At 56.4% G+C, this 25,384-nt stretch carries 27 protein-coding genes; 13 read left to right on the top strand and 14 right to left on the bottom strand.

Going from position 1 to position 25,384, the window contains the following annotated elements:
- Positions 1–137 precede the first annotated feature (137 nt).
- From hypE to hypA, 5 genes are all read right to left on the bottom strand, one after another.
- Entirely contained in the window at positions 138–1,148 is a 1,011-nt protein-coding gene (gene hypE, locus ACFK9X_RS18720) for a hydrogenase expression/formation protein HypE (RefSeq protein WP_001059953.1), read from the bottom strand.
- Positions 1,145–2,266 carry a hydrogenase formation protein HypD gene (gene hypD, locus ACFK9X_RS18715; protein WP_001212958.1) on the bottom strand — a complete coding sequence of 374 codons (1,122 nt, stop codon included), beginning with the start codon at positions 2,264–2,266 and terminating at the stop codon, positions 1,145–1,147. The genes hypE and hypD overlap by 4 nt, the downstream gene beginning before the upstream one ends.
- The gene (gene hypC, locus ACFK9X_RS18710) at positions 2,266–2,538 is read right to left on the bottom strand and encodes a hydrogenase 3 maturation protein HypC (protein WP_000334871.1); all 273 of its coding nucleotides are present in this window, start codon (positions 2,536–2,538) and stop codon (positions 2,266–2,268) included. Before hypC ends, hypD begins: the two co-directional genes overlap by 1 nt.
- Positions 2,529–3,401, bottom strand: coding sequence for a hydrogenase nickel incorporation protein HypB (hypB, locus tag ACFK9X_RS18705; RefSeq protein ID WP_151117322.1), 873 nt, complete (start codon positions 3,399–3,401; stop codon positions 2,529–2,531). Before hypB ends, hypC begins: the two co-directional genes overlap by 10 nt.
- Before the next feature lie 68 nt (positions 3,402–3,469).
- On the bottom strand, positions 3,470–3,826 hold the full coding sequence (gene hypA, locus ACFK9X_RS18700; protein WP_000544461.1) for a hydrogenase maturation nickel metallochaperone HypA: 357 nt from the start codon (positions 3,824–3,826) through the stop codon (positions 3,470–3,472).
- Between the two features lie 209 nt (positions 3,827–4,035).
- Here hypA and hycA point away from each other — a divergent pair, with 209 nt between their 5' ends.
- From hycA to hypF, 12 genes are all read left to right on the top strand, one after another.
- On the top strand, positions 4,036–4,497 hold the full coding sequence (gene hycA, locus ACFK9X_RS18695) for a formate hydrogenlyase regulator HycA (protein WP_000158074.1): 462 nt from the start codon (positions 4,036–4,038) through the stop codon (positions 4,495–4,497).
- A 145-nt stretch (positions 4,498–4,642) separates the two neighbouring features.
- A complete protein-coding gene (gene hycB, locus ACFK9X_RS18690; protein ID WP_151117320.1) occupies positions 4,643–5,251 on the top strand; it encodes a formate hydrogenlyase subunit HycB in 609 nt (202 codons plus the stop codon).
- Positions 5,251–7,077, top strand: a complete 1,827-nt coding sequence (gene hycC, locus ACFK9X_RS18685; RefSeq protein WP_151117318.1) for a formate hydrogenlyase subunit 3 — start codon at positions 5,251–5,253, stop codon at positions 7,075–7,077. Before hycB ends, hycC begins: the two co-directional genes overlap by 1 nt.
- Before the next feature lie 2 nt (positions 7,078–7,079).
- Complete coding sequence (locus ACFK9X_RS18680; protein WP_000110563.1) at positions 7,080–8,003, top strand: respiratory chain complex I subunit 1 family protein; 924 nt, start codon at positions 7,080–7,082, stop codon at positions 8,001–8,003.
- A gap of 17 nt (positions 8,004–8,020) precedes the next feature.
- Entirely contained in the window at positions 8,021–9,730 is a 1,710-nt protein-coding gene (gene hycE / locus ACFK9X_RS18675; RefSeq protein ID WP_001288155.1) for a formate hydrogenlyase subunit HycE, read from the top strand.
- Between the two features lie 9 nt (positions 9,731–9,739).
- Positions 9,740–10,282 (top strand): formate hydrogenlyase subunit HycF, encoded by a 543-nt coding sequence (gene hycF / locus ACFK9X_RS18670; RefSeq protein ID WP_000493767.1) that lies wholly within the window; start codon positions 9,740–9,742, stop codon positions 10,280–10,282.
- On the top strand, positions 10,282–11,049 hold the full coding sequence (hycG, locus tag ACFK9X_RS18665) for a formate hydrogenlyase subunit HycG (protein WP_000067419.1): 768 nt from the start codon (positions 10,282–10,284) through the stop codon (positions 11,047–11,049). The genes hycF and hycG overlap by 1 nt, the downstream gene beginning before the upstream one ends.
- On the top strand, positions 11,046–11,456 hold the full coding sequence (locus tag ACFK9X_RS18660) for a formate hydrogenlyase maturation HycH family protein (RefSeq protein ID WP_000003725.1): 411 nt from the start codon (positions 11,046–11,048) through the stop codon (positions 11,454–11,456). The genes hycG and ACFK9X_RS18660 overlap by 4 nt, the downstream gene beginning before the upstream one ends.
- Positions 11,449–11,919 carry a hydrogenase maturation peptidase HycI gene (gene hycI, locus ACFK9X_RS18655; protein ID WP_151117316.1) on the top strand — a complete coding sequence of 157 codons (471 nt, stop codon included), beginning with the start codon at positions 11,449–11,451 and terminating at the stop codon, positions 11,917–11,919. Before ACFK9X_RS18660 ends, hycI begins: the two co-directional genes overlap by 8 nt.
- A gap of 26 nt (positions 11,920–11,945) precedes the next feature.
- Positions 11,946–12,755 carry a hypothetical protein gene (locus tag ACFK9X_RS18650; protein ID WP_151117313.1) on the top strand — a complete coding sequence of 270 codons (810 nt, stop codon included), beginning with the start codon at positions 11,946–11,948 and terminating at the stop codon, positions 12,753–12,755.
- Between the two features lie 200 nt (positions 12,756–12,955).
- The gene (gene hydN / locus ACFK9X_RS18645; protein WP_001078791.1) at positions 12,956–13,501 is read left to right on the top strand and encodes an electron transport protein HydN; all 546 of its coding nucleotides are present in this window, start codon (positions 12,956–12,958) and stop codon (positions 13,499–13,501) included.
- A gap of 145 nt (positions 13,502–13,646) precedes the next feature.
- The gene (gene hypF, locus ACFK9X_RS18640; protein ID WP_151117311.1) at positions 13,647–15,887 is read left to right on the top strand and encodes a carbamoyltransferase HypF; all 2,241 of its coding nucleotides are present in this window, start codon (positions 13,647–13,649) and stop codon (positions 15,885–15,887) included.
- Positions 15,888–15,983: 96 nt separating this feature from the next.
- On the opposite strand, the gene norW is transcribed toward hypF, so the two are convergent.
- Complete coding sequence (norW, locus tag ACFK9X_RS18635; RefSeq protein ID WP_127821145.1) at positions 15,984–17,117, bottom strand: NADH:flavorubredoxin reductase NorW; 1,134 nt, start codon at positions 17,115–17,117, stop codon at positions 15,984–15,986.
- Positions 17,114–18,553: an anaerobic nitric oxide reductase flavorubredoxin gene (gene norV / locus ACFK9X_RS18630; protein WP_151117309.1), complete on the bottom strand. Its 1,440-nt coding sequence runs from the start codon at positions 18,551–18,553 to the stop codon at positions 17,114–17,116. The genes norW and norV overlap by 4 nt, the downstream gene beginning before the upstream one ends.
- 185 nt (positions 18,554–18,738) lie before the next feature.
- Between norV and norR the strand changes: the two genes are divergently transcribed.
- Positions 18,739–20,259, top strand: a complete 1,521-nt coding sequence (norR, locus tag ACFK9X_RS18625; protein WP_151117307.1) for a nitric oxide reductase transcriptional regulator NorR — start codon at positions 18,739–18,741, stop codon at positions 20,257–20,259.
- Here norR and gutQ read toward each other — a convergent pair.
- From gutQ to srlA, 7 genes are all read right to left on the bottom strand, one after another.
- Positions 20,256–21,221 carry an arabinose-5-phosphate isomerase GutQ gene (gene gutQ, locus ACFK9X_RS18620; protein ID WP_151117306.1) on the bottom strand — a complete coding sequence of 322 codons (966 nt, stop codon included), beginning with the start codon at positions 21,219–21,221 and terminating at the stop codon, positions 20,256–20,258. The two genes, norR and gutQ, sit on opposite strands and share 4 nt — an antisense overlap.
- Complete coding sequence (gene srlR / locus ACFK9X_RS18615) at positions 21,214–21,987, bottom strand: glucitol operon DNA-binding transcriptional repressor SrlR (RefSeq protein ID WP_151117304.1); 774 nt, start codon at positions 21,985–21,987, stop codon at positions 21,214–21,216. Before srlR ends, gutQ begins: the two co-directional genes overlap by 8 nt.
- Positions 21,988–22,184: 197 nt before the next feature.
- A complete protein-coding gene (gene gutM, locus ACFK9X_RS18610; protein ID WP_023259044.1) occupies positions 22,185–22,544 on the bottom strand; it encodes a transcriptional regulator GutM in 360 nt (119 codons plus the stop codon).
- Positions 22,545–22,620: 76 nt separating this feature from the next.
- Positions 22,621–23,400: a sorbitol-6-phosphate dehydrogenase gene (gene srlD, locus ACFK9X_RS18605; protein ID WP_001077372.1), complete on the bottom strand. Its 780-nt coding sequence runs from the start codon at positions 23,398–23,400 to the stop codon at positions 22,621–22,623.
- An 11-nt stretch (positions 23,401–23,411) separates the two neighbouring features.
- Entirely contained in the window at positions 23,412–23,774 is a 363-nt protein-coding gene (gene srlB, locus ACFK9X_RS18600) for a PTS glucitol/sorbitol transporter subunit IIA (RefSeq protein ID WP_000111553.1), read from the bottom strand.
- Positions 23,775–23,785: 11 nt separating this feature from the next.
- The gene (locus ACFK9X_RS18595; protein WP_151117302.1) at positions 23,786–24,757 is read right to left on the bottom strand and encodes a PTS glucitol/sorbitol transporter subunit IIB; all 972 of its coding nucleotides are present in this window, start codon (positions 24,755–24,757) and stop codon (positions 23,786–23,788) included.
- Positions 24,754–25,317 (bottom strand): PTS glucitol/sorbitol transporter subunit IIC, encoded by a 564-nt coding sequence (gene srlA / locus ACFK9X_RS18590; RefSeq protein ID WP_000573335.1) that lies wholly within the window; start codon positions 25,315–25,317, stop codon positions 24,754–24,756. The genes ACFK9X_RS18595 and srlA overlap by 4 nt, the downstream gene beginning before the upstream one ends.
- Positions 25,318–25,384 lie beyond the last annotated feature (67 nt).

The following is a 25,384-nucleotide window of genomic DNA, read 5'->3' as shown; positions in this document are numbered from 1 at the left end:
TGGCTGACCGCAAACTCGCTGGTCACACACTCCGTAGGCCTGATAAGCAAAGCGCCATCAGGCGTTCATGCAGCGTTAATGCCGGATGTCGACGCAAATGCGTCTTATCCGGCCTACAGTATGCTGCCAACAGGCTGCTAGCATATACGAGGTAATGGTTCGGCGTGTGGCAAATCAAGAGTTCGCTTCACGCCATAGAGTCCGGCTAAGCGAACGCCTTTGCGTTCCACGACTTCGCCAATCAGCGCTGCATCACGTCCCAGCGGATGCGCGCGTAATGCCGCCAACGCCCGATCTGCGGCCTGCCGTTCAACGGCAATCACCAGTTTTCCTTCGTTGGCAAAGTTCAGGGCATCCAGCCCCAACAGCTCGCAGACGCCGCGCACGGCAGGTTTGAGCGGCAGTGCGGATTCGGACAATTCAATACCATAACCGCAGGACGCCGCAAACTCATGGGCGACCGCATTCACGCCGCCGCGCGTGGCGTCACGCAATGCCTTCACTCCGTCAATATGACGCAGCGTCTGAATAAGCGGCGTTAATACTGCGCAGTCGCTCGCCAGCTCGCCATCCAGTCCCAGTTGCTCACGCAGGTTGAGAATAGTGGCACCGTGATCGCCAAGCGTACCGCTGACTAACAGCACATCGCCAACGCTCAGCGTTTGCGCGCCCCAGCGAATATCGGCGGGAATCGCCCCCATGCCGGCAGTGTTGATAAATAATTTATCCGCCGCGCCGCGCTGCACAACTTTGGTGTCGCCGGTTACAATGGCGATATCCGCTTCCCGCGCGGTCGCCGCCATGCTATTGACCACGCTTTTTAACGTCTCCATCGGCAGCCCTTCTTCAAGGATAAAGCCGCAGGAGAGATAGCGGGGGATCGCGCCGCTCACCGCTACGTCGTTCGCCGTACCGCAAATCGCCAGTTTGCCGATATTGCCGCCGGGGAAAAAGAGCGGATCGATCACATAGCTATCGGTAGAAAACGCCAGACGGTCGCCCTCCGCCGTCAGTTGCGCCAGCTCCAGACGCGCCTGATCTTCTTGTTCCGCCAGCCACGGGTTGGCAAAGGCCTCCATAAACAGGCTATTAATCAACTGTTGCATAGCCTGGCCGCCGCTGCCGTGGGCGAGTTGTATATTGTTCAAACTTCACACTCCTGCTGACGATACTGATACCAGGCGGCGCATGCGCCTTCGGAAGAGACCATCAGCGCGCCGAACGCGGTCTCTGGATTACATGTTTTACCAAATAGCGGGCACTGATGCGGCTTGCATCTGCCGGTCAGCACTTCGCCGCAGCGGGCGCGCGGATCGTCATAGACCTGCTGCGGCGCTGGGCGGAAATGCGCTTCGGCGTCAAAGCGCTGATACTCTGGCGTCAGGTGGACGCCAGAGGATTCAATCACGCCCAGACCGCGCCACTCGCTGTCGCCATTAACGCAGAACACATCGGCGATGGCCTGCTGCGCCAGCATGTTTCCGGCATCCGGCACCACGCGACGGTATTGGTTTTCAACCTGGCTTAGGGCCGCTATTTTCTGCTCAACCAGCATGACCACGCCTTGCAGTAGATCAAGCGGTTCGAATCCAGCCACCACCAGCGGGCGATGAAAATCGGCGGCGATAAACTGGTACGCCTCGGTGCCGATGACCATGCTGACGTGGCCTGGCGCAAGAAAGGCGTCAATGCCGTTGTCCGGCTGCTCCAGTAGGCTACGCAGCGTCGGGATCAGCGTAATGTGCTGGCAGAAAAAGTAGAAGTTTCGCACGTCACGCTGTTTTGCCTGCTGTAGCGTGATGGCTGTGGTCGGCATGGTGGTTTCAAAGCCCAGCCCGAAAAATACCACTTTGCGGGTCGGGTTATCCTGCGCCAGCTTCAGCGCGTCCATCGGAGAATAAACAATACGGACATCCGCGCCGCGCGCTTTAGCCTGCAACAGCGAACCCTGTTTCCCCGGCACGCGCATGGCATCGCCAAAGGTGCAGAAAATCACCTCCGGATGGCTGGCGATTTCCACGCAACTGTCGATACGTCCCATCGGCAGCACGCAGACCGGACAACCGGGGCCGTGAATAAACTCCACGTTTTCGGGCAGTAACTGATCGAGACCAAATTTAAAAATTGCGTGGGTATGACCCCCGCAGACTTCCATAATGCGCAACGGACGTTCGGCAGTGTAAGGAAGAAGGGCGGCGCGTTCACGCAGGTGTTCAATGAGCTGCATTACCTGTTCCGGCGCACGGTACTCGTCAACAAAACGCATTATCTCTCCTCACCATACAGCAGTGCGCCGACGTCCGGCTCAACATCAAACATATTTTGTAGCGCGTCGAGCGTGTCGCGCGCTTCCGCTTCGTTAATGACGCTCATGGCGAATCCGACATGAACCAGCACCCACTGACCCAGACGCGGCTGACCGTTTTCATCACAACTGCCGACTAATGTGAGATCGACGTCGCGCTGAATGCCGCAGACGTCAACTTTTGCCTGATTGCCGTCAATGGCGCGGATTTGACCCGGCACGCCTATGCACATCGCTGCGCCTCCAGCCAGGCCAGCCACTGAGCCATGCCTTCGCCGCTGGTGGCGGAAATCAGGATAATTTCAATCTCCGGGTTCACTTCACGCGCGCTGGCGATGCACTTCTCAACGTCAAAATTGAGGTAGGGCAGCAGATCGACTTTATTGAGCAGCATGAGCGACGCAGCGGCAAACATATGGGGATATTTCAGCGGCTTATCTTCACCTTCGGTCACGGAAAGCACTGCGACTTTATGCTTTTCGCCCAGATCGAAGCTGGCCGGGCAGACAAGATTACCGACGTTTTCGATAAACAGAATACCATGGTCATCCAGCGGCAGGCGCGGCGCGGCGTCGGCGATCATTTGCGCGTCAAGATGGCAGCCTTTACCGGTGTTGACCTGAATGGCGGGCGTGCCGGTAGCGCGGATGCGGGCGGCGTCGTTCACTGTCTGCTGGTCGCCTTCAATCACCGCGCACGGTACACGGTCTTTCAATTTCATTAGCGTTTCAGTCAGCAGGGTGGTTTTACCGGACCCGGGGCTGGACACCAGGTTGAGCACCAGTTGCTGGCGGGCGGCGAAACGGGCGCGGTTGCGCTCAGCCAGACGATTATTTTTGTCCAGCACGTCGATTTCAACCTCCAGCATCCGCCGCTGACTCATACCAGGCGCGTGGGTTCCGGCTTCGCCGTGGCCGTAATGCAGATCGCCTTCTGCGGTTTGACTTGGGGCAAAGTCAGGCGTTTTAATGCCGGTAATATTCAGCGCCGGGCGAGCCGCTGGGGCAAAGGGCGCGCTACGAAACGCTGAGTGCGGATTATGTTCATCGCCTTCTATATAAAGGTTGCCTTCAGCGCAACCGCAAGTCGTACACATCGCTTACTCCTGATCTTTTTCTTGTTACAGGCTTTCTGCCGGATGGCGACGCGAGCGTCTATCCGGCATTAATCTTCAGTTTCATCAATCTCTATGCGCCGAATTTGTAAGCCGTCATCGGCCACAATTCGCAGCGTATCGCTATGACATTGCGGACAACGACGTACACGGTGGGTTAACAACGTGACATATTGTTGACAATGCTCACACCAGCATTCGGCTTCCTGTTCTTCGAGGTGCAGTTTACAACCTTCTGCTATCGTGCCGCGGCATACCAGATCAAAACAAAAGGAAAGAGCGCTGGTTTCCACGCAAGAAAATGCGCCAATTTTGATCCAGACGGCTGTCACACGTTTTGCACCGTATGCTGAAGCCTGTTGTTCAATCAATTCCAGTGCCCGTTGGCAGAGGGTGATTTCGTGCATATCGCCTCCCGTAGTGGTTGCCCCTGTAAAGCAATATTTATGCCAATATTTTTATCCCCTGGCAGGTTAATGTCGACGATGACGAAATGACATGTCGTCACCGCGTCGAAACGGCAGTGACTGTGCTCGTCTGCCATTAAAAACAATAAGTTAAAAATTGGCATGGAAAATGCTTAACGCAGGCATCTCTGTTAAACGGGTAACCTGACATGACTATTTGGGAAATAAGCGAAAAGGCCGATTACATCGCGCAACGGCATCGTCGCCTACAGGACCAGTGGCATATTTACTGCAACTCGCTGGTTCAGGGGATCACCCTCTCGAAAGCGCGCCTGCATCACGCAATGAGCTGCGCGCCGGAAAGGGATCTTTGTTTTGTCCTGTTTGAGCACTTTCGTATTTACGTCGCGTTGGCGGATGGTTTTAACAGCCACACCATTGAGTACTACGTTGAAACCAAAGATGGCGAAGATAAACAATTGATTGCACAGGCGCAGCTCGATATCGACGGCAAGGTTGATGAACGGGTTAACAACCGCGATCGCGAGCAGGTGCTGGAGCACTATCTGGAAAAAATCGCTAGCGTTTACGACAGCCTCTATACCGCTGTAGAAACCAACTCGCCGGTTAATTTGCGTCAATTGGTAAAGGGACACAGCCCGGCGGTATAAGCCTGAGGCGTTGCCCGCTTTGATTCGCGATGTGGCGTTGCGCCATGTCATGAATGTTTTGGGGATGGGCGTGTCGATAAGTGTCGAAAATGACATTTCAACGGCATGTTTTCGTCAAAAATGACAATCACCTGAGGAATGCCTGGTGAATCGTTTTGTAATTGCTGACTCCACTCTCTGTATCGGCTGCCACACCTGTGAGGCCGCCTGTTCAGAGACGCATCGCCAGCATGGCCTGCAGTCAATGCCGCGCCTGAAAGTGATGCTGAATGAAAAAGAATCTGCGCCGCAGCTTTGTCACCACTGTGAAGATGCGCCATGCGCCACGGTATGCCCGGTTAACGCGATTAATCGCGTTGACGGCACTGTCCAGCTTAATGAAAGCCTGTGCGTGAGCTGCAAACTGTGTGGTATTGCCTGTCCGTTTGGCGCTATTGAGTTTTCCGGCAGCCGTCCGCTGCATATTCCGGCGAACGCCAATACGCCGAAAGCGCCGCCCGCGCCGCCAGCGCCTGCGCGCGTCAGTACGTTGCTCGACTGGGTGCCGGGCGTACGCGCTATCGCGGTGAAATGCGACCTGTGCAGCTTTGACGAGCAAGGCCCGGCCTGTGTGCGGATGTGCCCGACTAAAGCGCTACACCTGGTGGATAACACGGATATCGCCCGCGCCAGCAAACGTAAACGTGAGCTGACGTTTAATACCGATTTTGGCGATCTCTCCTTGTTTCAGCAGGCTCAGAGTGGGGATGCATAATGAGTTCACTTTCACTGATTACTGGCGGCGTCGCGTGGTTTGCCGCCGCCGCCGTTCTGGCGTTTCTGTTTTCGTTTCATAAAGCGCTGAGCGGCTGGATTGCCGGTATCGGCGGCGCGGTCGGCAGCCTGTATACGGCTGGCGCGGGGTTCATCGCACTGACCAGCGCCGTTACGGTGAGCGGCGTGATGCCGTTTACCGGTCACATGCTGCAAATTACGCCGCTGAATGCTATCTGGCTGATTACACTGGGGCTGTGCGGTCTGTTCGTCAGCCTGTTCAATATCGACTGGCATCGCCATCCACAGGTAAAAGCCAACGGACTGTTGATCAACCTGCTGATGGCGGCAGCCGTCTGCGCCGTGGTCGCCAGTAATCTGGGGACGATGGTGGTAATGGCGGAAATCATGGCGCTCTGCGCCGTGTTCCTCACCGGCGGTAGCAAAGAGGGCAAACTGTGGTTTGCGCTGGGCCGTCTCGGTACGCTGCTGCTGGCAATCGCCTGCTGGCTGGTGTGGCAGCGCTACGGCACGCTGGATCTGGGGCTGCTGGATCAACGCGCTCAGCAACTGCCGCTGGGCTCCGATATCTGGCTGCTCGGCGTTATCGGTTTTGGTCTGCTGGCCGGGATTATCCCGCTACACGGTTGGGTGCCGCAGGCGCACGCCAACGCCAGCGCTCCCGCCGCCGCGCTGTTCTCGACCGTGGTGATGAAAATCGGGCTGCTGGGCATTCTCACGCTATCTCTGCTTGGCGGCAATGCGCCGCTGTGGTGGGGCGTGGCGCTGTTGGTGCTTGGGATGATCACCGCCTTTGTCGGTGGTTTGTACGCGCTGATGGAGCATAACATTCAGCGCCTGCTGGCCTATCACACGCTGGAAAATATCGGCATCATTTTGCTCGGTCTGGGCGCAGGCGTTACCGGGATTGCTCTCAATCAGCCGGTACTGATCGCGCTGGGTCTGACCGGCGGGCTCTATCACCTGCTGAACCATAGCCTGTTCAAAAGCGTGCTGTTTCTGGGCGCGGGCAGCATCTGGTTCCGTACCGGTCATCGCGATATCGAAAAACTGGGCGGTATTGGTAAACGGATGCCGGTTATTTCTATCGCCATGCTGGTCGGTCTGATGGCGATGGCGGCGTTGCCGCCGCTGAACGGCTTTGCCGGCGAGTGGGTGATTTACCAGTCCTTCTTCAAACTGGGCAACAGCGGCGCGTTTGTTGGTCGTCTGTTAGGACCGCTGCTGGCGGTTGGCCTGGCGATTACCGGCGCGTTGGCGGTGATGTGTATGGCGAAAGTGTATGGCGTTACGTTCCTTGGCGCGCCGCGCACGAAGGAAGCTGAAAATGCCAGCTGCGCGCCGATCCTGATGGGCGTCAGCGTGGTGGCATTGGCGATTTGCTGCGTACTGGGCGGGGTTGCCGCGCCGTGGCTGCTGCCGATGATTTCCACTGCGGTACCGTTGCCGCTGGAAACCGCGCACACCACCGTATCGCAGCCGATGATCACGCTGCTGTTGGTCGCCTGTCCGCTACTGCCGTTCATCATTATGGCGATATTCAAAGGCAACCGTCTGCCGTCGCGTTCTCGCGGCGCGGCCTGGGTGTGCGGCTACGACCATGAGCAGTCGATGGTGATTACCGCGCACGGTTTCGCCATGCCGGTGAAAGAGGCCTTTGCCCCGGTACTTAAACTGCGTAAATGGCTTAACCCGGTATCGCTGGTGCCGGGCTGGCAGAACGCGGCGGCCGCGGTGCTGTTCCGTCGTCTGGCGCTGATTGAGCTGGCGGTGCTGGTGGTGATTGTGGTTTCACGAGGAGCCTGAAAATGAGTGTGTTTTATCCGTTAATTCAGGCGCTGGTGCTATTTGCCGTTGCGCCATTGCTGTCCGGTATTACTCGCGTGGCGCGCGCCCGTCTACACAATCGCCGTGGGCCGGGCGTGTTGCAGGAGTACCGCGACATTATCAAACTGCTCGGTCGTCAGAGTATTGCGCCCGCTGATTCCGGCTGGGTTTTTCGCCTGACGCCGTTTGTGATGGTCGGCGTGATGCTGACTATCGCCACCGCGCTGCCGGTCGTCACCGTTGGATCTCCGTTGCCGCAACTGGGTGATTTAATCACCCTGATTTACCTGTTCGCCATCGCGCGCTTCTTCTTCTCTATTGCAGGCCTGGATACCGGCAGTCCGTTCACCGCGATCGGCGCCAGCCGTGAAGCGATGCTCGGCGTGCTGGTGGAGCCGATTCTGCTGCTGGGTCTGTGGGTCGCCGCGCAGGTGGCGGGTTCAACTCATATCAGCAATATCGCCGATACCATTTATCACTGGCCTGTCGCGCGCAGTATTCCGCTGATTCTGGCGCTGTGCGCCTGCGCCTTCGCCACCTTTATCGAAATGGGCAAGCTGCCGTTCGACCTGGCGGAAGCGGAGCAGGAGTTGCAGGAAGGGCCGTTGACCGAATACAGCGGTAGCGGCTTTGCGGTGCTGAAATGGGGCATCAGCCTTAAGCAACTGGTGGTGCTGCAAATGTTCGTCGGCGTGTTTCTGCCGTGGGGACAGATGGAAACCTTCAGCGCAGGCGGACTGTTGCTGGCGCTGGTGATTGCCGTCGTCAAGCTGATTGTCGGCGTACTGGTGATCGCCCTGTTTGAAAACAGCATGGCGCGACTGCGTTTTTGCGCCACTTCACGCGTGACCTGGGCCGGTTTTGGGTTTGCGTTTTTAGCCTTCGTCTCCTTGCTGGCGGCGTGATTTAAGAGAGTTTGAGCATGTCTGAAGAAAAATTAGGTCAACAATACCTTGCGGCGCTGCACCAGGCGTTTCCGGGCGTCGTGCTGGACGAAGCCTGGCAGACCAAAGATCAGCTGACTATTACGGTAAAAGTGAACTATCTGCCGGAAGTGGTGGAGTTTCTTTACTACCAGCAGGGTGGGTGGTTGTCGGTGCTGTTCGGTAATGACGAACGCCAGTTGTGCGGCCACTATGCCGTTTATTACGTGCTGTCGATGGAGCAGGGCACGAAGTGCTGGATTACCGTTCGCGTTGAAGTAGATGCCAATAAGCTGGAATTCCCATCCGTTACGCCGCGCGTGCCGGCTGCCGTGTGGGGTGAGCGCGAAGTACGCGACATGTACGGTTTAATCCCGGTCGGTCTGCCGGACGAGCGCCGTCTGGTGCTGCCGGACGACTGGCCGGATGAACTCTATCCGCTGCGTAAAGACAGCATGGATTATCGTCAGCGCCCGGCGCCGACCACCGATGCGGAAACCTACGAGTTCATTAACGAGCTGGGTGACAAGAAAAATAACGTGGTGCCGATTGGCCCGCTGCATGTCACCTCCGATGAGCCGGGACACTTCCGTCTGTTCGTCGATGGCGAAAACATTATCGACGCCGACTACCGCCTGTTCTACGTCCACCGTGGTATGGAAAAACTGGCGGAAACCCGCATGGGTTATAACGAAGTCACCTTCCTGTCGGATCGCGTGTGTGGTATCTGCGGTTTCGCGCACAGCACTGCCTACACCACTTCCGTGGAAAACGCGATGGGCATTCAGGTGCCGGAGCGTGCGCAGATGATCCGCGCCATTCTGCTGGAAGTGGAACGCCTGCACTCGCACCTGCTGAACCTAGGCCTCGCCTGCCACTTTACCGGCTTTGACTCCGGCTTTATGCAGTTCTTCCGCGTGCGTGAAACCTCCATGAAGATGGCGGAGATCCTTACCGGGGCGCGCAAAACTTACGGTCTGAACCTGATCGGCGGGATTCGCCGCGATCTGCTCAAAGAGGACATGATCCAGACCCGTCAACTGGCGCAGCAGATGCGTCGTGACGTGCAGGAGCTGGTGGACATGCTGCTGAGCACGCCGAATATGGAACAGCGTACCGTGGGTATCGGCCGTCTGGACCCGGAAATTGCCCGCGACTTCAGTAATGTCGGCCCGATGGTGCGCGCCAGCGGTCACGCCCGCGACACCCGAGCCGACCACCCGTTTGTGGGCTATGGCCTGCTGCCGATGGAAGTGCACAGCGAGCAGGGCTGCGATGTGATTTCTCGTCTGAAAGTCCGTATCAACGAAGTTTACACCTCGCTGAATATGATCGATTTCGGTCTGGATAATCTGCCGGGCGGCCCGCTGATGGTGGAAGGCTTTACCTATATTCCGCACCGTTTTGCGCTCGGCTTTGCCGAAGCGCCGCGTGGCGATGATATCCACTGGAGCATGACCGGCGACAACCAAAAGCTTTACCGCTGGCGCTGTCGTGCGGCGACCTACGCCAACTGGCCGACGCTGCGCTATATGCTGCGCGGCAACACCGTCTCCGATGCGCCGCTGATTATCGGCAGCCTCGACCCGTGCTACTCCTGTACCGACCGGATGACCGTGGTCGATGTGCGTAAGAAGAAGAGCAAAGTCGTGCCGTACAAAGAACTTGAGCGCTACAGCATTGAGCGTAAAAACTCGCCGCTGAAATAAGGAATCGCCATGTTTACCTTTATCAAAAAAGTTATCAAAACCGGCACGGCGACCTCGTCTTATCCGCTGGAGCCGATTGCGGTTGATAAAAACTTCCGCGGCAAGCCGGAACATAATCCGCAGCAGTGCATCGGCTGCGCCGCCTGTGTTAATGCCTGCCCGTCGAACGCGCTGACGGTGGAAACCGATCTTGCGACTAATGAGCTGGCGTGGCAGTTCAATCTTGGCCGCTGCATCTTCTGCGGTCGCTGCGAAGAAGTTTGCCCGACGGCGGCGATCAAACTGTCGCAAGAGTACGAACTGGCAGTGTGGAAGAAAGAAGATTTCCTGCAACAGTCCCGCTTCGCGCTGTGCAACTGTCGCGTGTGTAATCGTCCTTTCGCGGTACAGAAAGAGATCGACTACGCCATTGCGCTGCTTGCGCACAACGGCGACAGCCGCGCGGAAAACCACCGCGAAAGCTTTGAGACCTGCCCGGACTGTAAGCGTCAGAAATGCCTGGTGCCGTCCGACCGTATTGAACTGACTCGCCATATGAAAGAGGTCAGCTAATGAGCAATTTATTAGGCCCGCGTGACGCCAACGGCATTCCGGTACCGATGACGGTGGATGAATCCATCGCCAGCATGAAGGCGTCTCTACTGAAAAATATTAAGCGTTCGGCATACGTTTACCGCGTGGACTGCGGCGGCTGTAACGGCTGTGAAATCGAAATCTTTGCGACGCTTTCGCCGTTGTTTGATGCCGAGCGTTTCGGCATCAAAGTAGTACCGTCGCCGCGTCATGCCGATATTCTGTTGTTTACCGGCGCGGTCACCCGCGCCATGCGCTCTCCGGCGCTGCGCGCCTGGCAGTCGGCACCGGACCCGAAAATCTGTATCTCTTACGGCGCCTGCGGCAACAGCGGTGGCATCTTCCATGATCTGTACTGCGTCTGGGGCGGTACCGACAAAATCGTCCCGGTGGATGTGTATATTCCAGGCTGCCCGCCAACGCCTGCCGCCACGTTGTACGGATTTGCAATGGCGCTTGGCCTGCTGGAGCAGAAAATCCACGCCCGCGCGCCGGGTGAGCTGGACGATCAGCCCGCAGAGATCCTGCATCCGGATATGGTGCAGCCGCTGCGCGTGAAGGTGGATCGCGCGGCGCGCCGGCTGGCGGGTTATCGCTATGGTCGTCAGATCGCCGATGATTACCTGACACAGTTGGGGCAGGGCGAGCAGCAAGTGGCGCGTTGGCTGGAAGCGGAAAACGATCCGCGTTTAACCGAAATTGTCACCCATCTCAATCATGTTGTTGAAGAGGCGCGTATCCGATGAGCGAACAGGTGGTGTTCAGTCAACTGAGCCGTAAGTTTATTGATGAGAACGATGCGACGCCCGCCGAGGCGCAGCAGGTTGTCTATTACAGCCTGGCGATTGGTCACCACCTGGGGGTTATCGATTGCCTGGAGGCCGCGCTCACCTGCCCATGGGATGAGTATCTGGCGTGGATCGCCACCCTGGAAGCCGGTAGCGATGCCCGGCGTAAAATGGAAGGCGTGCCGAAGTATGGCGAGATCGTCATCGATTTCAACCATGTGCAAATGCTGGCGCGCGCGTTTGATGAGGCGCGCGCCGCGCAGACCCCGCAGCAGCAAGAATGGAGCAAACTGATGCTCAGTATGCTGCATGACATTCATCAGGAAAGCGCCATCTACCTGATGGTGAGGAGGCTTCGTGACTGACGTTTTACTCTGTGTCGGCAACAGCATGATGGGCGACGACGGCGCAGGCCCATTACTGGCGGAAATGTGCGTGGCGCAGCCGAAGGGCAACTGGGTTGTCATCGACGGCGGCAGCGCGCCGGAAAACGACATTGTGGCGATTCGAGAACTGCGCCCGCAGCGTCTGTTGATTGTCGACGCCACCGATATGGGACTTAATCCGGGCGAGATCCGCATTATCGATCCGGATGATATCGCCGAAATGTTTATGATGACCACCCACAATATGCCGCTCAACTACCTTATCGATCAGCTGAAAGAGGATGTCGGCGAGGTGATTTTTGTTGGTATCCAGCCGGATATCGTCGGGTTTTATTATCCGATGACTCAACCGATTAAGGACGCGGTAAACACTGTCTATCAGCGTCTGGAAGGCTGGCAGGGAAACGGCGGATTTGCCGCGCTGGAAGCGCCGGAGGCGTAAAATGCGCACATATTTAGGGATAATTTGTGTTACACGGCAAAGGTTATAAGAAGGACGTGAAGATTATCGTATGGTGCGGACTGCTATTTTTCTGCATCGCCGCGCGCGCACTGGCCACCGGTGTTGTCGGTTACCTGCCGATGAGCGACAGTGAATATGCGCAAAAGCGTGCGCTGAAGCCGCTGTTGACCCTGCCTTATTCTGTATCGCCCGACCAGACCTGGTATTTTCGCCAGGTCGGAGTCAGTGGCGTGACGCTACTGCCGGAGCCGAAAAAAGATAACGAATGGCGGATTAGCGGAAAAGACAGAGCCGGTAATTCGTGGGTTGTCCCGGTGGGAATGCTGATTAATTTGGCGGGTAATGCGCAATTTTATCGCGCTGACCTCGATCGTAACGGCATTCAGGATCTGGTTATCTGGTTGGGCAATCCTGGGTTGGGCCTGGCGCCGAGCGCGCAATACATCATTTTCACCTTTCTCAAGAATGGCCGCCCCTGCGTCTTTGAACCGTGGGGGTTTTATACCGCCACCGATACTGGCGTCGATGATTTGCTTGATTTACAGGGCAATGGTCGCACGCAACTGTTGGATATGCAGTTTGACTCAGGCTACTGGATAACCAATTTATATCAGGTGAAGGACGCCCGCTGGCAGCGCGTACACGGCTGGTTTGGCCGGTTGAGTTATCCGGCGCTGACCCGCTTTAATCACTATCCTGGCCGTAAATTAATTATCAAACCTATTGCCGGAAGGAATCCGCAAACGGACGATCTTTCCCTTACGCAGCGCTGTTTAATACGCGGTAACGTATTGCCGGGCGTTAATCAGGATTGATGCCAGTTTCGGTGCAGAATCGGATGGCTATCACTGTAAATCTTGACCACCACTGGCGACATTACGTGTCATCGACACTTGTGACGATGACACGTAAATGCTCACGAAAATAGAAATAATATTCTTAAATAACAATGAAATAAAAATTGGCACGATTCGTGTATATATCGGCACATCATCTGTTATTGCTGGAGAATTTGATGAACCGTTTCATCATTGCAGACGCGAGTAAATGCATTGGTTGCCGTACCTGTGAAGTGGCTTGCGTCGTATCCCATCAGGAAAATCAGGATTGCGCATCGCTGACCCCTGAAACCTTTTTACCTCGTATCCATGTCATCAAAGGCGTGAACGTTTCCACGGCAACGCTGTGTCGCCAGTGTGAAGACGCGCCGTGCGCCAACGTTTGCCCGAATGGCGCCATCAGCCGTGACAAAGGCTTTGTTCATGTGATGCAGGAACGCTGCATTGGCTGTAAAACTTGCGTTGTGGCATGTCCTTACGGCGCCATGGAAGTGGTGGTACGTCCGGTGGTTCGCAATAGCGGCGCGGGGCTGAACGTGCGTGCTGAAAAAGCCGAAGCCAACAAGTGCGATCTGTGTCACCACCGTGAGGCCGGTCCGGCCTGTATGGCCGCTTGCCCAACGCACGCCCTCATCTGCGTGGACCGCAATAAGCTTGAACAGCTAAGCGCGGAAAAACGCCGTCGTGCGGCGCTGGATTCAACGGCATCGCTGCTTTTCTGATTTCTGCGATTGCGCGTAGAATACGCCACAAAGCATTGCCGGATGGCGGCATCAATGCCTTATCCGGTCTACGGTCCGTGCGGTTGTAGGCCTGATAAGCGTCGCGCCATCAGGCATCCGGGTTCGATGATGGCGGGAAAATAAGATGGCGATAGACACACCTTCCGGCGTACAGCTACGCATTCGGGGCAAAGTACAGGGCGTCGGTTTTCGTCCTTTTGTCTGGCAGCTGGCGCAGCAGTTGCGATTACACGGCGACGTGTGTAATGACGGCGACGGCGTCGTCGTTCGGCTGCTGGAAGAGCCGTCGCAATTTATTGCCGCGCTCTATCAGGATTGCCCGCCGCTGGCGCGCATTGACAGCGTTGAACACGCGTCGTTGGTATGGGAGCGCGCACCGACGGATTTCACCATTCGTCAGAGCGCAGGCGGTTCGATGAACACGCAAATCGTGCCGGATGCGGCGACCTGCCCGGCATGTCTTGCCGAGATGAATACCCCAGGCGAGCGGCGCTACCGTTATCCTTTCATCAATTGCACCCACTGTGGACCACGCTTCACCATTATTCGCGCTATGCCCTATGACCGGCCATTTACGGTAATGGCGGCGTTTCCCTTGTGTCCGGAATGCGACAGCGAATACCGCGATCCGTACGATCGCCGTTTTCATGCCCAGCCCGTTGCCTGTCCGTCATGCGGGCCGCATCTTGAGTGGCGGAGCCAACATGAACGAGCGGAAAAAGAGGCGGCTTTGCAGGCGGCGGTCGCCCAACTGAACGCCGGAGGCATTATTGCCGTTAAAGGGCTGGGTGGTTTTCATCTGGCCTGCGACGCGCGCAACGATAACGCAGTGGCGATGCTGCGGGCGCGTAAACATCGTCCGGCGAAACCATTGGCGGTGATGTTGCCCACGGCGCAAACGCTGCCGACCGCGGCGCGTTCGCTGCTGACCACGCCAGCGGCCCCGATTGTACTGGTGGATAAGCAGTATGTACCTTCGATGAGTGAGGGCATCGCGCCAGGGCTTACGGAGGTGGGCGTGATGCTGCCCGCCAACCCATTGCAACATCTCTTGTTGCAGGCGCTCGATTACCCGCTGGTGATGACATCCGGCAACCTGAGCGGCAAACCGCCCGCCATCACCAACGAACAGGCGCTGGACGATTTACACGATATTGCCGATGGTTTTCTGTTGCACAATCGCGACATTGTACAGCGCATGGACGACTCTGTCGTGCGCGACAGCGGCGAAATGCTGCGTCGTTCGCGGGGATACGTGCCGGACGCGATTGCGTTGCCGCCAGGATTTCGCGATGTGCCGCCGATACTTTGTCTGGGCGCGGATCTGAAAAACACGTTCTGTCTGGTACGCGGCGAACAGGCGGTTGTCAGCCAACATTTGGGCGATCTCAGCGATGACGGTATCCAGGCGCAGTGGCGCGAGGCATTGCGCCTGATCCAGTCAATCTACGATTTTACGCCAGAGCGTATCGTCTGTGATGCGCATCCGGGCTATGTTTCCAGTCAGTGGGCCAGTGAGATGCGTCTGCCGACAGAGACGGTGTTACACCATCATGCCCATGCGGCGGCTTGCCTGGCCGAGCATGGTTGGCCGCTGGACGGCGGAGAGGTGATTGCCCTGACGGTAGACGGTATCGGCATGGGTGAGAATGGCGCGCTATGGGGCGGAGAATGTCTGCGGGTCAATTATCGCGAATGCGAACATTTAGGTGGTTTACCCGCCGTGGCGCTGCCGGGAGGCGATCTGGCTGCCAAACAGCCGTGGCGTAATCTGTTAGCGCAGTGCCTGCGCTTTGTGCCGGACTGGCAGGATTACCCGGAGACAGCGGGGCTGCAACAGCAAAAATGGAATGTCCTGGCGCGCGCCATTGAGCGCGGCGTCAATTCCCCGTTGGCCTCTTCCTGCGGGCGGTTGTTTGACGCGGTGGCTGCCGCGCTTCGCTGCGCGCCAGCATCGCTTAGCTATGAGGGCGAGGCCGCCTGCGCGCTGGAGGCGCTGGCCTCTCAATGCGCTAACGTTGAGCATCCGGTAACGATGCCGCTTAACGGCGCTCAACTGGACGTCGCTGTTTTCTGGCGGCAATGGTTGAACTGGCAGGCCACGCCCGCGCAACGCGCCTGGGCTTTTCATGATGCGCTGGCGTGCGGGTTTGCCACGCTAATGCGTCAGCAGGCTACGGCGCGGGGGATAACCACTCTGGTCTTCAGCGGCGGGGTGATACACAACCGCTTACTTCGCGCGCGTCTTGCCTTTTATCTTTCTGATTTTAAATTGTTATTTCCGCAGCGGTTACCAGCGGGCGACGGCGGGATGTCGTTTGGACAGGGTGTGATTGCCGCAGCGCGAGCATTAAGGGAAGTGTAGGGCACCGGATGGCGGCTGCGCCTTATTCGGCCTGTAAACAGATGCTCACTCGTAGGCCGGATAAGACGCGAAGCGGCGCTATCCGGCATCACAGGCTTATACCGACAACGTTTTCAGCAGTGCAAAGGCCTCTTTCATGCGGTCTTCACTCACCACAAAGGCGCGTAGCTGGCCTTCTCCACTCATGCCTTTGGCAATCATACCGTCAGATTCTGCGGTAATCTGCCAGCTTAAATCACGGCGCTGAGTTTCTCCCGCCAGATGCAGCGGCAGTTCCGGCGTTTTGACTTTGACCAGCATCGCCGGTAGCTTCAGCGGCGCGTTGCCGCCGAGCAGATTTTTCGCCAGGTACATCGCGCTTAACTGGATCGGTTGCAGGAAGGGCAGCACCTGACCGTTGATCTCCGCGCAATCGCCGATCGCATAAATATCCGGGTGACTGGTCTGTAGATAGCTATCCACGCAGACGCCGCGGTTGACGGCTACCCCGGCGCGGCGCGCCAGAGCGGTTTCCGGGCGTAAGCCGGTGGCGGCAATCACCGCATCGACCTCAATACTATGCTGGCTTACCAGCGTAGCGCGGATACCGGCTTCGGTTTTCTCCAGTTTTTGCAACTGCGATTTCAGCAGCAGATGCACCCCCATATCGGTCAGGTGATGCTGTAAGCGACTGCTCACTTCCGGTGGCATCAGTGAGGCGAGAAGGCTGGCGGCGTTATCCATCAGCGTTACCGTTTTCCCGGCGCGGCAGAAATCCATCGCTAATTCACTGCCAATGAGACCGCCGCCGACAATCAGCACTCGCTGCGCGTCGCGCAGTTGTGTCTCACAGGCGCGGTACTCCTGCTGGCTATTCAAAGTAAGCATTAACTCACGTCCTGCAATCGGCGGCACAAAGGCTGTCGCCCCGGTCGCCAGTACCAGCTTGTCGTACTGCCACTGCTTATCCTGACTTTTCACCACATGGGCATCGGCATCAATGTCAGCAACCCTGGTATGCGGGAACAGTCGCAGATTAAACTGTTCAGCAAATTCCCCCGCTAACTGGCGGGTGAGATCATCGGCGCGCTGCGACTGGCTGATAACGTGGCTGAGATCGGGCTTGTTGTACTCATCCATGCTGTCCGCCGCAATCAGGGTTAACGGCACATGCGCATCTTGTTTACGGATATTTTTGACGAGCTGGCGGGCGGCGAAGCCCGACCCAATAATGATGATCCCCCGACTCATTTTGCCTCCGTCGCCAGTACGTCGAACACGTCTTTACCTAATGAACATTCCGGGCACAGGAAGTTATCCGGCACGTCGCTCCACGGCGTACCCGGCGCGACATCCTGCAACGGCTCGCCCAGCGCAGGGTCGTAAATCCACTGGCATACGCTGCATTGCATTTTAGGACCGAGGTCTGCGGCGGCGCAGGTTGTGATTTCTTCGGCTGGCGCGATTTGCTGTGTGGTTTCCGGCAGCGGAGCAAGCGCCCACTGACGGGCGATGTCGCGACCATGCTGACGGCACAACTCCAGCGCATCCAGATCCGGACGCCATTTCGCTTTCAGACTCAGGGACATTTCAAAACCGGCATCCTGTAAGCGCGTGGACAGTCGATCCACCGCGCCGCCGCTCCAGCCATGAGAACCGAAGGCGCTGGCGCGTTTGTTGCGAAAGCGCAGGCCGGTCATCTCTTCCACCAGACCAGCGATTTTCGGCATCATCACGTTGTTCATGGTAGAAGTGCCGACCAGCACGCCTTTCGAACGGAAGACGTTGGTCAATATTTCATTTTTATCGCTGCGGGCGACGTTAAAAATTTTGACCGCCACGTTGGGGTCTACTTCGTTGATACCCTGCGCGATGGCATCCGCCATCATGCGAGTATTGTTCGACATGGTATCGTAGAAAATAGTGATACGATCTTCCTGATAATCTGCCGCCCATTTCAGATACAGCTCCACGATTTGCGTTGGGTTGTCGCGCCATACCACGCCGTGTGAGGTGGCAATCATATCCACCGGCAGGTTGAAGCCGAGGATTTCGGTAATTTTTGGCGTTACCAGACGGCTGAACGGCGTCAGGATATTGGCGTAGTAGCGCTGGCATTGCTCAAACAGTTCGGTTTGGTCCACTTCATCATTGAACAGGCGCTCGTCGCAGTAGTGCTGACCAAAGGCGTCGTTGCTGAATAACACCGCGTCGCCGGTCATATAGGTCATCATGCTGTCCGGCCAGTGCAGCATCGGCGTTTCCACGAAGATCAATTGCTTGCCGTTGCCGATATCCAGCGTATCGCCGGTTTTCACCACCTTAAAATTCCATTCCGGGTGATGGTGATGGCCGTTGATAGAGTCAATGGCGTTGGCGGTACAGTAGATAGGCGTGTCCGGGATCTGCGCCATCAGTTCGGTCAGCGCGCCTGCATGGTCTTCTTCGGCATGGTTAATGATGATGTAGTCGATATCCGCGAGGTCGATTTCACTGCGCAGATTTTGCACAAACTCACGGCTAAACTTATGATCGACGGTATCGATCAGCACATTCTTTTCTTCACGAATGAGATAGCTGTTATAGCTGCTGCCGCGCAGCGTTTTGTATTCGGTTCCGTGAAAATCACGTACTTCCCAGTCGCGCTGGCCAACCCAATAAATATTATTTTTAACCAGAATAGACATAACCACCTCAATTCATTCAACGTTTACAAAAAGTTGTTTTGCTTATTGCAGGTAGTGTGCCAACTTTTCATCTTATTGATTTATATTAAATTATAATAATTTTGTATTTTTGGTGTAGTCAAAAAGACTATAAATGATGCTGTCAATATGACACTATAGGTTGTCAAAATGACAATGAGGTAACCATGAGTTTTTCCGTGGAGGTATTGGCGGGCATCGCCATTGAGTTACAACGCGGCATTGGGCATCAGGATCGTTTTCAGCGGCTGATTACTACGCTGCGTCAGGTTCTGGCGTGCGACGCCTCGGCGCTGTTGCGTTATGAATCACGACAATTTATTCCACTGGCGATTGATGGCCTGGCGCAGGACGTTCTCGGCAGACGTTTTACCCTGGAAGGGCATCCGCGCCTGGAAGCCATCGCTCGCGCGGGGGACGTGGTGCGTTTTCCGGCTGATAGCGATTTACCCGATCCGTATGACGGGTTAATTCCCGGACAGGAAAGCCTGAAAGTCCACGCCTGTGTTGGTCTGCCGCTGTTTGCCGGACAGAACCTCATCGGTGCGCTGACCCTTGATGCTATGACGCCGGAGCAGTTCGAGGTATTTAGCGATGAAGAGCTGCGGCTTGTCGCCGCGCTGGCCGCCGGGGCATTGAGCAATGCGCTGTTAATTGAACAACTGGAAAGCCAGAACATGCTGCCGGGGTCGTCAGGCGTGTTTGAACCGATAAAAGAGACGCACATGATCGGCCTGTCGCCGGCGATGACGCAGTTGAAAAAAGAGATCGAGATTGTGGCGGGCTCCGATCTTAACGTGCTGATCGGCGGTGAAACGGGGACTGGTAAAGAGCTGGTGGCGAAAGCCATTCACCAGGGCTCCCCCAGAGCGGTCAATCCGCTGGTCTATCTCAACTGTGCCGCGCTGCCGGAAAGCGTGGCGGAGAGCGAGTTGTTTGGTCATGTAAAAGGGGCTTTTACCGGGGCTATCAGTAATCGTAGCGGTAAGTTTGAAATGGCGGATAACGGCACGCTGTTTCTGGATGAGATTGGCGAACTGTCGCTGGCGCTACAGGCCAAGCTACTTCGCGTGTTGCAGTATGGCGATATTCAGCGCGTCGGCGACGATCGTAGCCTGCGCGTGGATGTGCGGGTGTTGGCGGCGACCAACCGTGACCTGCGTGAAGAGGTGCTGGCGGGGCGTTTTCGCGCCGACCTGTTCCATCGCCTGAGCGTTTTCCCGCTCTTTGTGCCGCCGCTGCGCGAGCGCGGCGATGATGTGGTGCTGCTGGCGGGCTATTTTTGCGAGCAGTGCCGACTGCGGCTGGGGCTGTCCCGCGTGGTGCTGAGTCCCGGCGCGCGCCGCCATTTGCTCAACTATGGCTGGCCGGGCAACGTCCGGGAGCTGGAACATGCCATTCACCGTGCGGTTGTACTGGCGAGAGCGACCCGGGCAGGGGATGAGGTGATACTGGAGGCGCAGCATTTTGCCTTGTCAGAGGACGTTTTACCCGCGCCGTCTGCGGAAAGCTTTCTGGCGCTGCCGGCCTGCCGCAATTTGCGCGAATCGACGGAGAACTTCCAGCGAGAGATGATTCGCCAGGCGCTGGCGCAAAATAATCACAACTGGGCGGCCAGTGCGCGGGCGCTGGAAACCGACGTCGCCAACCTGCATCGGCTGGCGAAGCGTCTGGGACTGAAGGATTAGATAATCCCCGCCTGGTAGAAATTCTGCAGGTTAATGGCGCCGGTGAGTTTGCCGTTTTCATCGACCACTGGCGCGGCGGTAATTTTGCGTTTCATCAGGAGCTCTTTGGCGTCAATGGCGCGGCTTTGCGCCTGGAGCGTAATACCGTTGGGCGTCATGGCTTCGCTTACCGGCGTGGTGAGTGCGCCGCCGCCCACCAGCCAGCGACGCAGGTCGCCGTCGGTAAAGACGCCTTTCACAACATGTTGCTCATCGCAAACCGCCACCAGCCCCAGCCCGGTGCGGCTAAGTTCCAGCATGGCATCCATCACGCTGGTGGCGAGCATCACCTGCGGTATTGCATCGCCCTGGCGCATCAGGTGATGCACATTATTGAGCAAACGCGCGCCCAGTGCGCCAGCCGGATGCGAACGGGCGAAATCTTCTTCGTTAAAACCGCGCGCCTGCATGACCGCCATCGCCAGCGCATCGCCCATCATCAGCGTATTGACGGTACTGGATGTCGGCGCCAGATGCATCGGACAGGCTTCACGCTCGACGGAAATATCCAGAACGGCTTTTGCCGCTCGCCCCAGCGGAGAGTGAGGTTTACCGGTCATCGCCAGCAGCGCGACGGATTTATCTTCCAGACGCGGGATGATGAGGTCGAGTTCTTTTGCGCCGCCGGAATAGGAGATAAATAACATCACGTCGCGGCTTTCAATCATCCCCAGATCGCCATGCAGTGCTTCCGCCGGATGAACAAAAAAAGCGGGAGTACCGGTACTGGCAAGCGTCGCGGCGATTTTTTTACCAATATGACCTGACTTGCCAATGCCGGAAACGATCACTTTGCCTTCACAGTGAATAATGATATTGGCGGCGCGGACAAAATCATCGCCCAGACGCTCCGGCAGACGGCTGGCTTCCTGTAGCTCCAGCATTAAGGTCTGACGGCCCGCGTTTAGTAGTGCATCACTCATAGCTTTCTCCGGTTATGATTACTTCAATCCCTTTTGCTTCCAGCGCCTGACGAAATGCCGGATCGATCCCCGCGTCCGTGATCAGTTTGTCGACGGTTTCCAGACTGCACACCACATTGGGGCTTTTACGACCAAATTTTGAGGAGTCCGCCATCAGAATCACCTCGCGTGCTGCATTGCACATTGCGTTACTGACGGTGTAAACCTCATTGAACGTGGTCACACCGACGTTCAGGTCAATACCGTCAGTTCCCATGAAAAGTTTATCAAAGCTGAATTGCTCAAAGGCGTTTTCCGCCAGTTGACCGTGAAACGACGCCGATTTTTTACGGAAGGTGCCGCCGGGCATCAGGATAGTTTGTTCGTTGTCCAGTTCCGATAGCGCGTTGACAATATGGAGGCTGTTGGTCATCACCGTGATGTTGCTAAAACGCGAAAGCAACGGCACCATCTGTAACACGGTACTTCCGGCGTCCAGAATAATGGAATCGCCATCATGGATATATTTCACAGCGGCTGCGGCTATCAGCGCTTTTTTGTGGGTGTTGATAAGCGTTTTGTGATCAATAGGCGGATCGGACTCTTCTTTATTCAACACCACGCCGCCATAGGTGCGGATGACGGTTCCGGCATTTTCCAGAATGACCAGATCTTTACGGATAGTGGTGCCTGTCGTGTCAAAGTACTGGGCCAGTTCTTCAACCGAGCATTTTCCCTGTTTTTGCAGGTGCTCCAGAATCGCGGCCTGACGCTGACGAGGTTTCATAGGCGTGATTACCCTGACTTATGTATTTACCCGTCATACTTCACGCTGCATGTGCGTTGGCTTTCCTCGCTCACCCCGGTCACGTACTGATGTACGCTCCTGGGATTCACTGCGTCGCCGCCTTCCTGCAACTCGAATTATTTAGGGTATTGGTTGCAAAATGATAATTTCGCAAGCTATACGCATTCACAACGAAATTACCCATGTTTCAGTTTAAGCGCCAATGATAGTGCATTCTGCGCGAGCGAATCATGGGGAAAGATCACATCAGGCTGTAATTCATGCAAATGTTTTCCTTGCATTGCGGCAATTTTAACCGGTCTGGCGAATACCGTAAGGCCTTTCATCAATAAAGTGTCCGTCACCCGCTGCTGTTCGTCCAGCGCCACGGCAACCACCACCCGGGGCTTAAAACGCCCGCCGGAGCGCCCGACGCCGACCCGTCCCTGTTGGCTAAGTTTATCGAAAGCTTGATTAAAGCGGGAAATCTGCCAGCCGCCCAGCGCCAGTTGCGCACACCAGGCGATAACGGCGACGGTAATCAGAGTGGAAACCATAATGTGCTCCTGTTGTTTTGCCTGATGGCGGCGTAACCGTCTTATCCGGCCTACGGCGCCATCCGGCAATTCACGGTCAGAACATCACTTGACCGCCGGTTACGTTGATCGACTGCCCGGTGCAATAAGACGCTTTCGGGCTGGCATAAAATAGCAGCATGTTCAGCACATCCTGATAATCACACCCGCGTTTGAGCGGTACTTTATCAATGTAATACTGTTCCACCTCGTCGGGCTTAATGCCCAGTTTAGTGGCGTATTGCGGCAGCAGTGACTGGAACATTGGCGATTTCAACAGGTTGCCGAGCATCAACGAGTGTACGGTAATGCCGTATTCCGCCAGATCCAGCGCCAGAGACTGGGTTAACCCCACGCCGCCGAATTTCGCCGCGCTGTAGCCGGAGTTGTGTTTACTGCCCACTTTGCCGGATTTAGAGTTAATCTGAATAATGCGCCCCTGAATGCCGTCGCGGATCATCAGGCGGGAAAACTCACGGGCGCAGAGGAAATAGCCCACCAGATTCACCTGTAGCGAGCGGTCAAAATCGCCCAACTGGAAATCGCTGATAAACGCCGCTTTGGCGATACCCGCGCTGTAAACCAGCAGATCGACGCGCCCGAAAATCTCGTCTACGCCGCGGGAAAGCGCCAGCACGCTCTGCTCGCTGGTGGCGTCGGCGCCAAAACCGTACGCCATACCTTCGCCAAAATCGGCGTTAATTTCTTGGGCGACATTCGCGGCTTTATCGCTTTGAATATCAACGACCGCCACGCGGTATCCTTCTTCTGCAAGCCCACGGCAAAGGAATGCCCCCAGGGTCTGGCCTCCGCCAATGACAACGGCAACTTGATTCATGTTTTTTCTCCTTAAGCGACAAACGTCAAAATACAGCCCGGCGCGATATCGTCCGGTACAGGCCCCGCAACGTGTACGGTGCCGGGAAATTCTGCTTCGCGCAGACCATCGAAGCGCAAAGTGATATGCCCCAGTTCACGCAGGTTTTGCTCGGCTACGCTGCCGACCGCCGTGACCGGATAGCAATGTTGACCCAATTCACACCGCGCGCCAGGCTGCAGCGCGCCGGTCAGTTCGCCATGACAATGGATGAAGCAAAATTCTTCGATATCCGCCGGCGCGCCTTCCCGAAACGTAATCAGCATCTGTTCGCCGAGCGCCTCCTTCGCGCTCTGGCCGATACGGGTGATGGTGGTTTGATAAATCACGCTCATGTCTGAACCTCTTATTGATAGATAAAGCCGGAAACAAACCAGGCGATAAGTACCGTGGGCGCGCCAGTCAGGAAGCGTCCGACCAGCACAGAAGGTACGCCGACGCGAACGGTGTCTTGTTTCGCTTCCGCCAGTGACAGGCCGACCGGGATAAAGTCGCAGGCCGCCTGCACGTTAATCGCGAACAGGGCGGGAAGCGCCAGATGCGGGGGGATATTGCCCAGGCCTATCTGAACGCCGATCAGGACGCCAATGACCTGAGCGATAACCGCGCCAGGGCCGAGAAAGGGCGACAGCAGCGGGAAAGAGCAGATCAATGCCAGCGTCACCAGCCCCAGTGGATGGCTGGCTAATGGCGCCAGGCCGTGGGCGATCCAGTCGCCAAGACCTGAGGCCATAATGATGCCGATCAGCGCCGAAACGAACGCCATAAACGGCAGGATTGTTTTCAGGACCGTATCAATGGTGTCGCGACCGGACTGGAACAGTACCGCCACGGCGGAGCCCATTCCCATACCGACTTTTGCCAGCAGCCCGTCGCTCTGCTCGGTGATTTTTTTGCTGGTGTCGTAGTCACGTCCTAATGTCGTTTTGGCAGGCTGGGGACTGGCAGGCGTTTCGCCGACAAGAGTAATGTTTTCTTCTTTTACGCCGGAGACATAAATATCCTCAACAATATACTGCGCCAGTGGGCCGGACTTACCCGTCGAGTGAATATTAATGGTTGGGATCCGGCGTTTCGGGTAGATACCGCAGCGCAGCGTACCGCCGCAGTCGATAATGGCCGCGCCGATCTCCGCTTCCGGCGGTTCGCCTTCTTTAAAGCCGTCCACTGCTTGCCAGCCTGTTAGTTGCGCCAGTTTGTCGACGATCGCCGGGCGCGTACCGGCTGTGATATAGACGATCTTTTTGTCTGGCGTAACGTCCAGTTCAAGCGGGCCGCCCCAGCCGCCGGCGCCTTTCTCAATGCGAACCCGTGTCATGATACCGCTCCTGTCAGATGAACTTTCTGCTCAAGTTGAATCCCCATTTTTTTCTCAAAAATAGCGGTGGTGAGATCGGTGACCCAACCGCGGAAGAAGTTCGTCACCAGACCTACCAGCAGATAGCTCACCGCGAGCGGGCCGAGAGGAAGCCCTAACGTGGTGAGTCCGCTGGCGATACCCAGATAAACAAACAGTTCGCCGGGATTGATATGCGGAAACAGACCGTTCATGGAGTGACAGCTATAGGAGGCCGCCGCGTAATAGCTCGGCTTGTACTTCTCCGGCATAAAGCGTCCCAGACTCAGGGTCATCGGATTACAAAAAACAAACGTTCCGATAAACGGTAAAAGCAGGTAGCGGGATAGCGGATTTCCGGCGCAGCGTTGGGCAAAACGCTCAATACGCTGCTGGCCGATAAAATTGATGAGCGCATTCATGATAACCAGCAGGCTTATCAGTAGCGGAAGAATACCTGTCACCATACCGGTAAACACCTCTCCGCCTTTCTGGAATAACCCGATGAACCACTCCGCACCATGTGTAATGGTTTCGATCATTGTTCTCTCCTGTAGGGTTTTTAGTTTTCTTGCTAATTTCCTGTTTATTGTAATCATGTTGAAAGAT

The organism is Salmonella sp. WC3, from assembly GCF_042932255.1.
In the GTDB taxonomy this organism is placed as follows: Bacteria; Pseudomonadota; Gammaproteobacteria; order Enterobacterales; family Enterobacteriaceae; genus Salmonella; species Salmonella enterica.
The sequence above is the reverse complement of the archived record's forward strand: the minus strand, read 5'-3'. Positions and strand labels throughout refer to the sequence as shown.

Excerpts from the sequence above, each read along its gene's own strand:
- ACFK9X_RS18680 (WP_000110563.1), top strand. The coding sequence starts at position 7,080 with ATGAGTGTGTTTTATCCGTTAATTCAGGCGCTGGTGCTATTTGCCGTT.
- hycF (WP_000493767.1), top strand. The coding sequence starts at position 9,740 with ATGTTTACCTTTATCAAAAAAGTTATCAAAACCGGCACGGCGACCTCG.
- norV (WP_151117309.1), bottom strand. The coding sequence starts at position 18,553 with ATGTCTATTCTGGTTAAAAATAATATTTATTGGGTTGGCCAGCGCGAC.
- ACFK9X_RS18660 (WP_000003725.1), top strand. The coding sequence starts at position 11,046 with ATGAGCGAACAGGTGGTGTTCAGTCAACTGAGCCGTAAGTTTATTGAT.
- norR (WP_151117307.1), top strand. The coding sequence starts at position 18,739 with ATGAGTTTTTCCGTGGAGGTATTGGCGGGCATCGCCATTGAGTTACAA.
- hypD (WP_001212958.1), bottom strand. The coding sequence starts at position 2,266 with ATGCGTTTTGTTGACGAGTACCGTGCGCCGGAACAGGTAATGCAGCTC.
- hypA (WP_000544461.1), bottom strand. The coding sequence starts at position 3,826 with ATGCACGAAATCACCCTCTGCCAACGGGCACTGGAATTGATTGAACAA.
- hycG (WP_000067419.1), top strand. The coding sequence starts at position 10,282 with ATGAGCAATTTATTAGGCCCGCGTGACGCCAACGGCATTCCGGTACCG.
- hypF (WP_151117311.1), top strand. The coding sequence starts at position 13,647 with ATGGCGATAGACACACCTTCCGGCGTACAGCTACGCATTCGGGGCAAA.
- srlD (WP_001077372.1), bottom strand. The coding sequence starts at position 23,400 with ATGAATCAAGTTGCCGTTGTCATTGGCGGAGGCCAGACCCTGGGGGCA.
- hycA (WP_000158074.1), top strand. The coding sequence starts at position 4,036 with ATGACTATTTGGGAAATAAGCGAAAAGGCCGATTACATCGCGCAACGG.
- hypC (WP_000334871.1), bottom strand. The coding sequence starts at position 2,538 with ATGTGCATAGGCGTGCCGGGTCAAATCCGCGCCATTGACGGCAATCAG.
- hydN (WP_001078791.1), top strand. The coding sequence starts at position 12,956 with ATGAACCGTTTCATCATTGCAGACGCGAGTAAATGCATTGGTTGCCGT.
- srlA (WP_000573335.1), bottom strand. The coding sequence starts at position 25,317 with ATGATCGAAACCATTACACATGGTGCGGAGTGGTTCATCGGGTTATTC.
- srlB (WP_000111553.1), bottom strand. The coding sequence starts at position 23,774 with ATGAGCGTGATTTATCAAACCACCATCACCCGTATCGGCCAGAGCGCG.
- srlR (WP_151117304.1), bottom strand. The coding sequence starts at position 21,987 with ATGAAACCTCGTCAGCGTCAGGCCGCGATTCTGGAGCACCTGCAAAAA.
- gutQ (WP_151117306.1), bottom strand. The coding sequence starts at position 21,221 with ATGAGTGATGCACTACTAAACGCGGGCCGTCAGACCTTAATGCTGGAG.
- hycC (WP_151117318.1), top strand. The coding sequence starts at position 5,251 with ATGAGTTCACTTTCACTGATTACTGGCGGCGTCGCGTGGTTTGCCGCC.
- hycE (WP_001288155.1), top strand. The coding sequence starts at position 8,021 with ATGTCTGAAGAAAAATTAGGTCAACAATACCTTGCGGCGCTGCACCAG.
- ACFK9X_RS18595 (WP_151117302.1), bottom strand. The coding sequence starts at position 24,757 with ATGACACGGGTTCGCATTGAGAAAGGCGCCGGCGGCTGGGGCGGCCCG.
- gutM (WP_023259044.1), bottom strand. The coding sequence starts at position 22,544 with ATGGTTTCCACTCTGATTACCGTCGCCGTTATCGCCTGGTGTGCGCAA.
- hypB (WP_151117322.1), bottom strand. The coding sequence starts at position 3,401 with ATGTGTACGACTTGCGGTTGCGCTGAAGGCAACCTTTATATAGAAGGC.
- norW (WP_127821145.1), bottom strand. The coding sequence starts at position 17,117 with ATGAGTCGGGGGATCATCATTATTGGGTCGGGCTTCGCCGCCCGCCAG.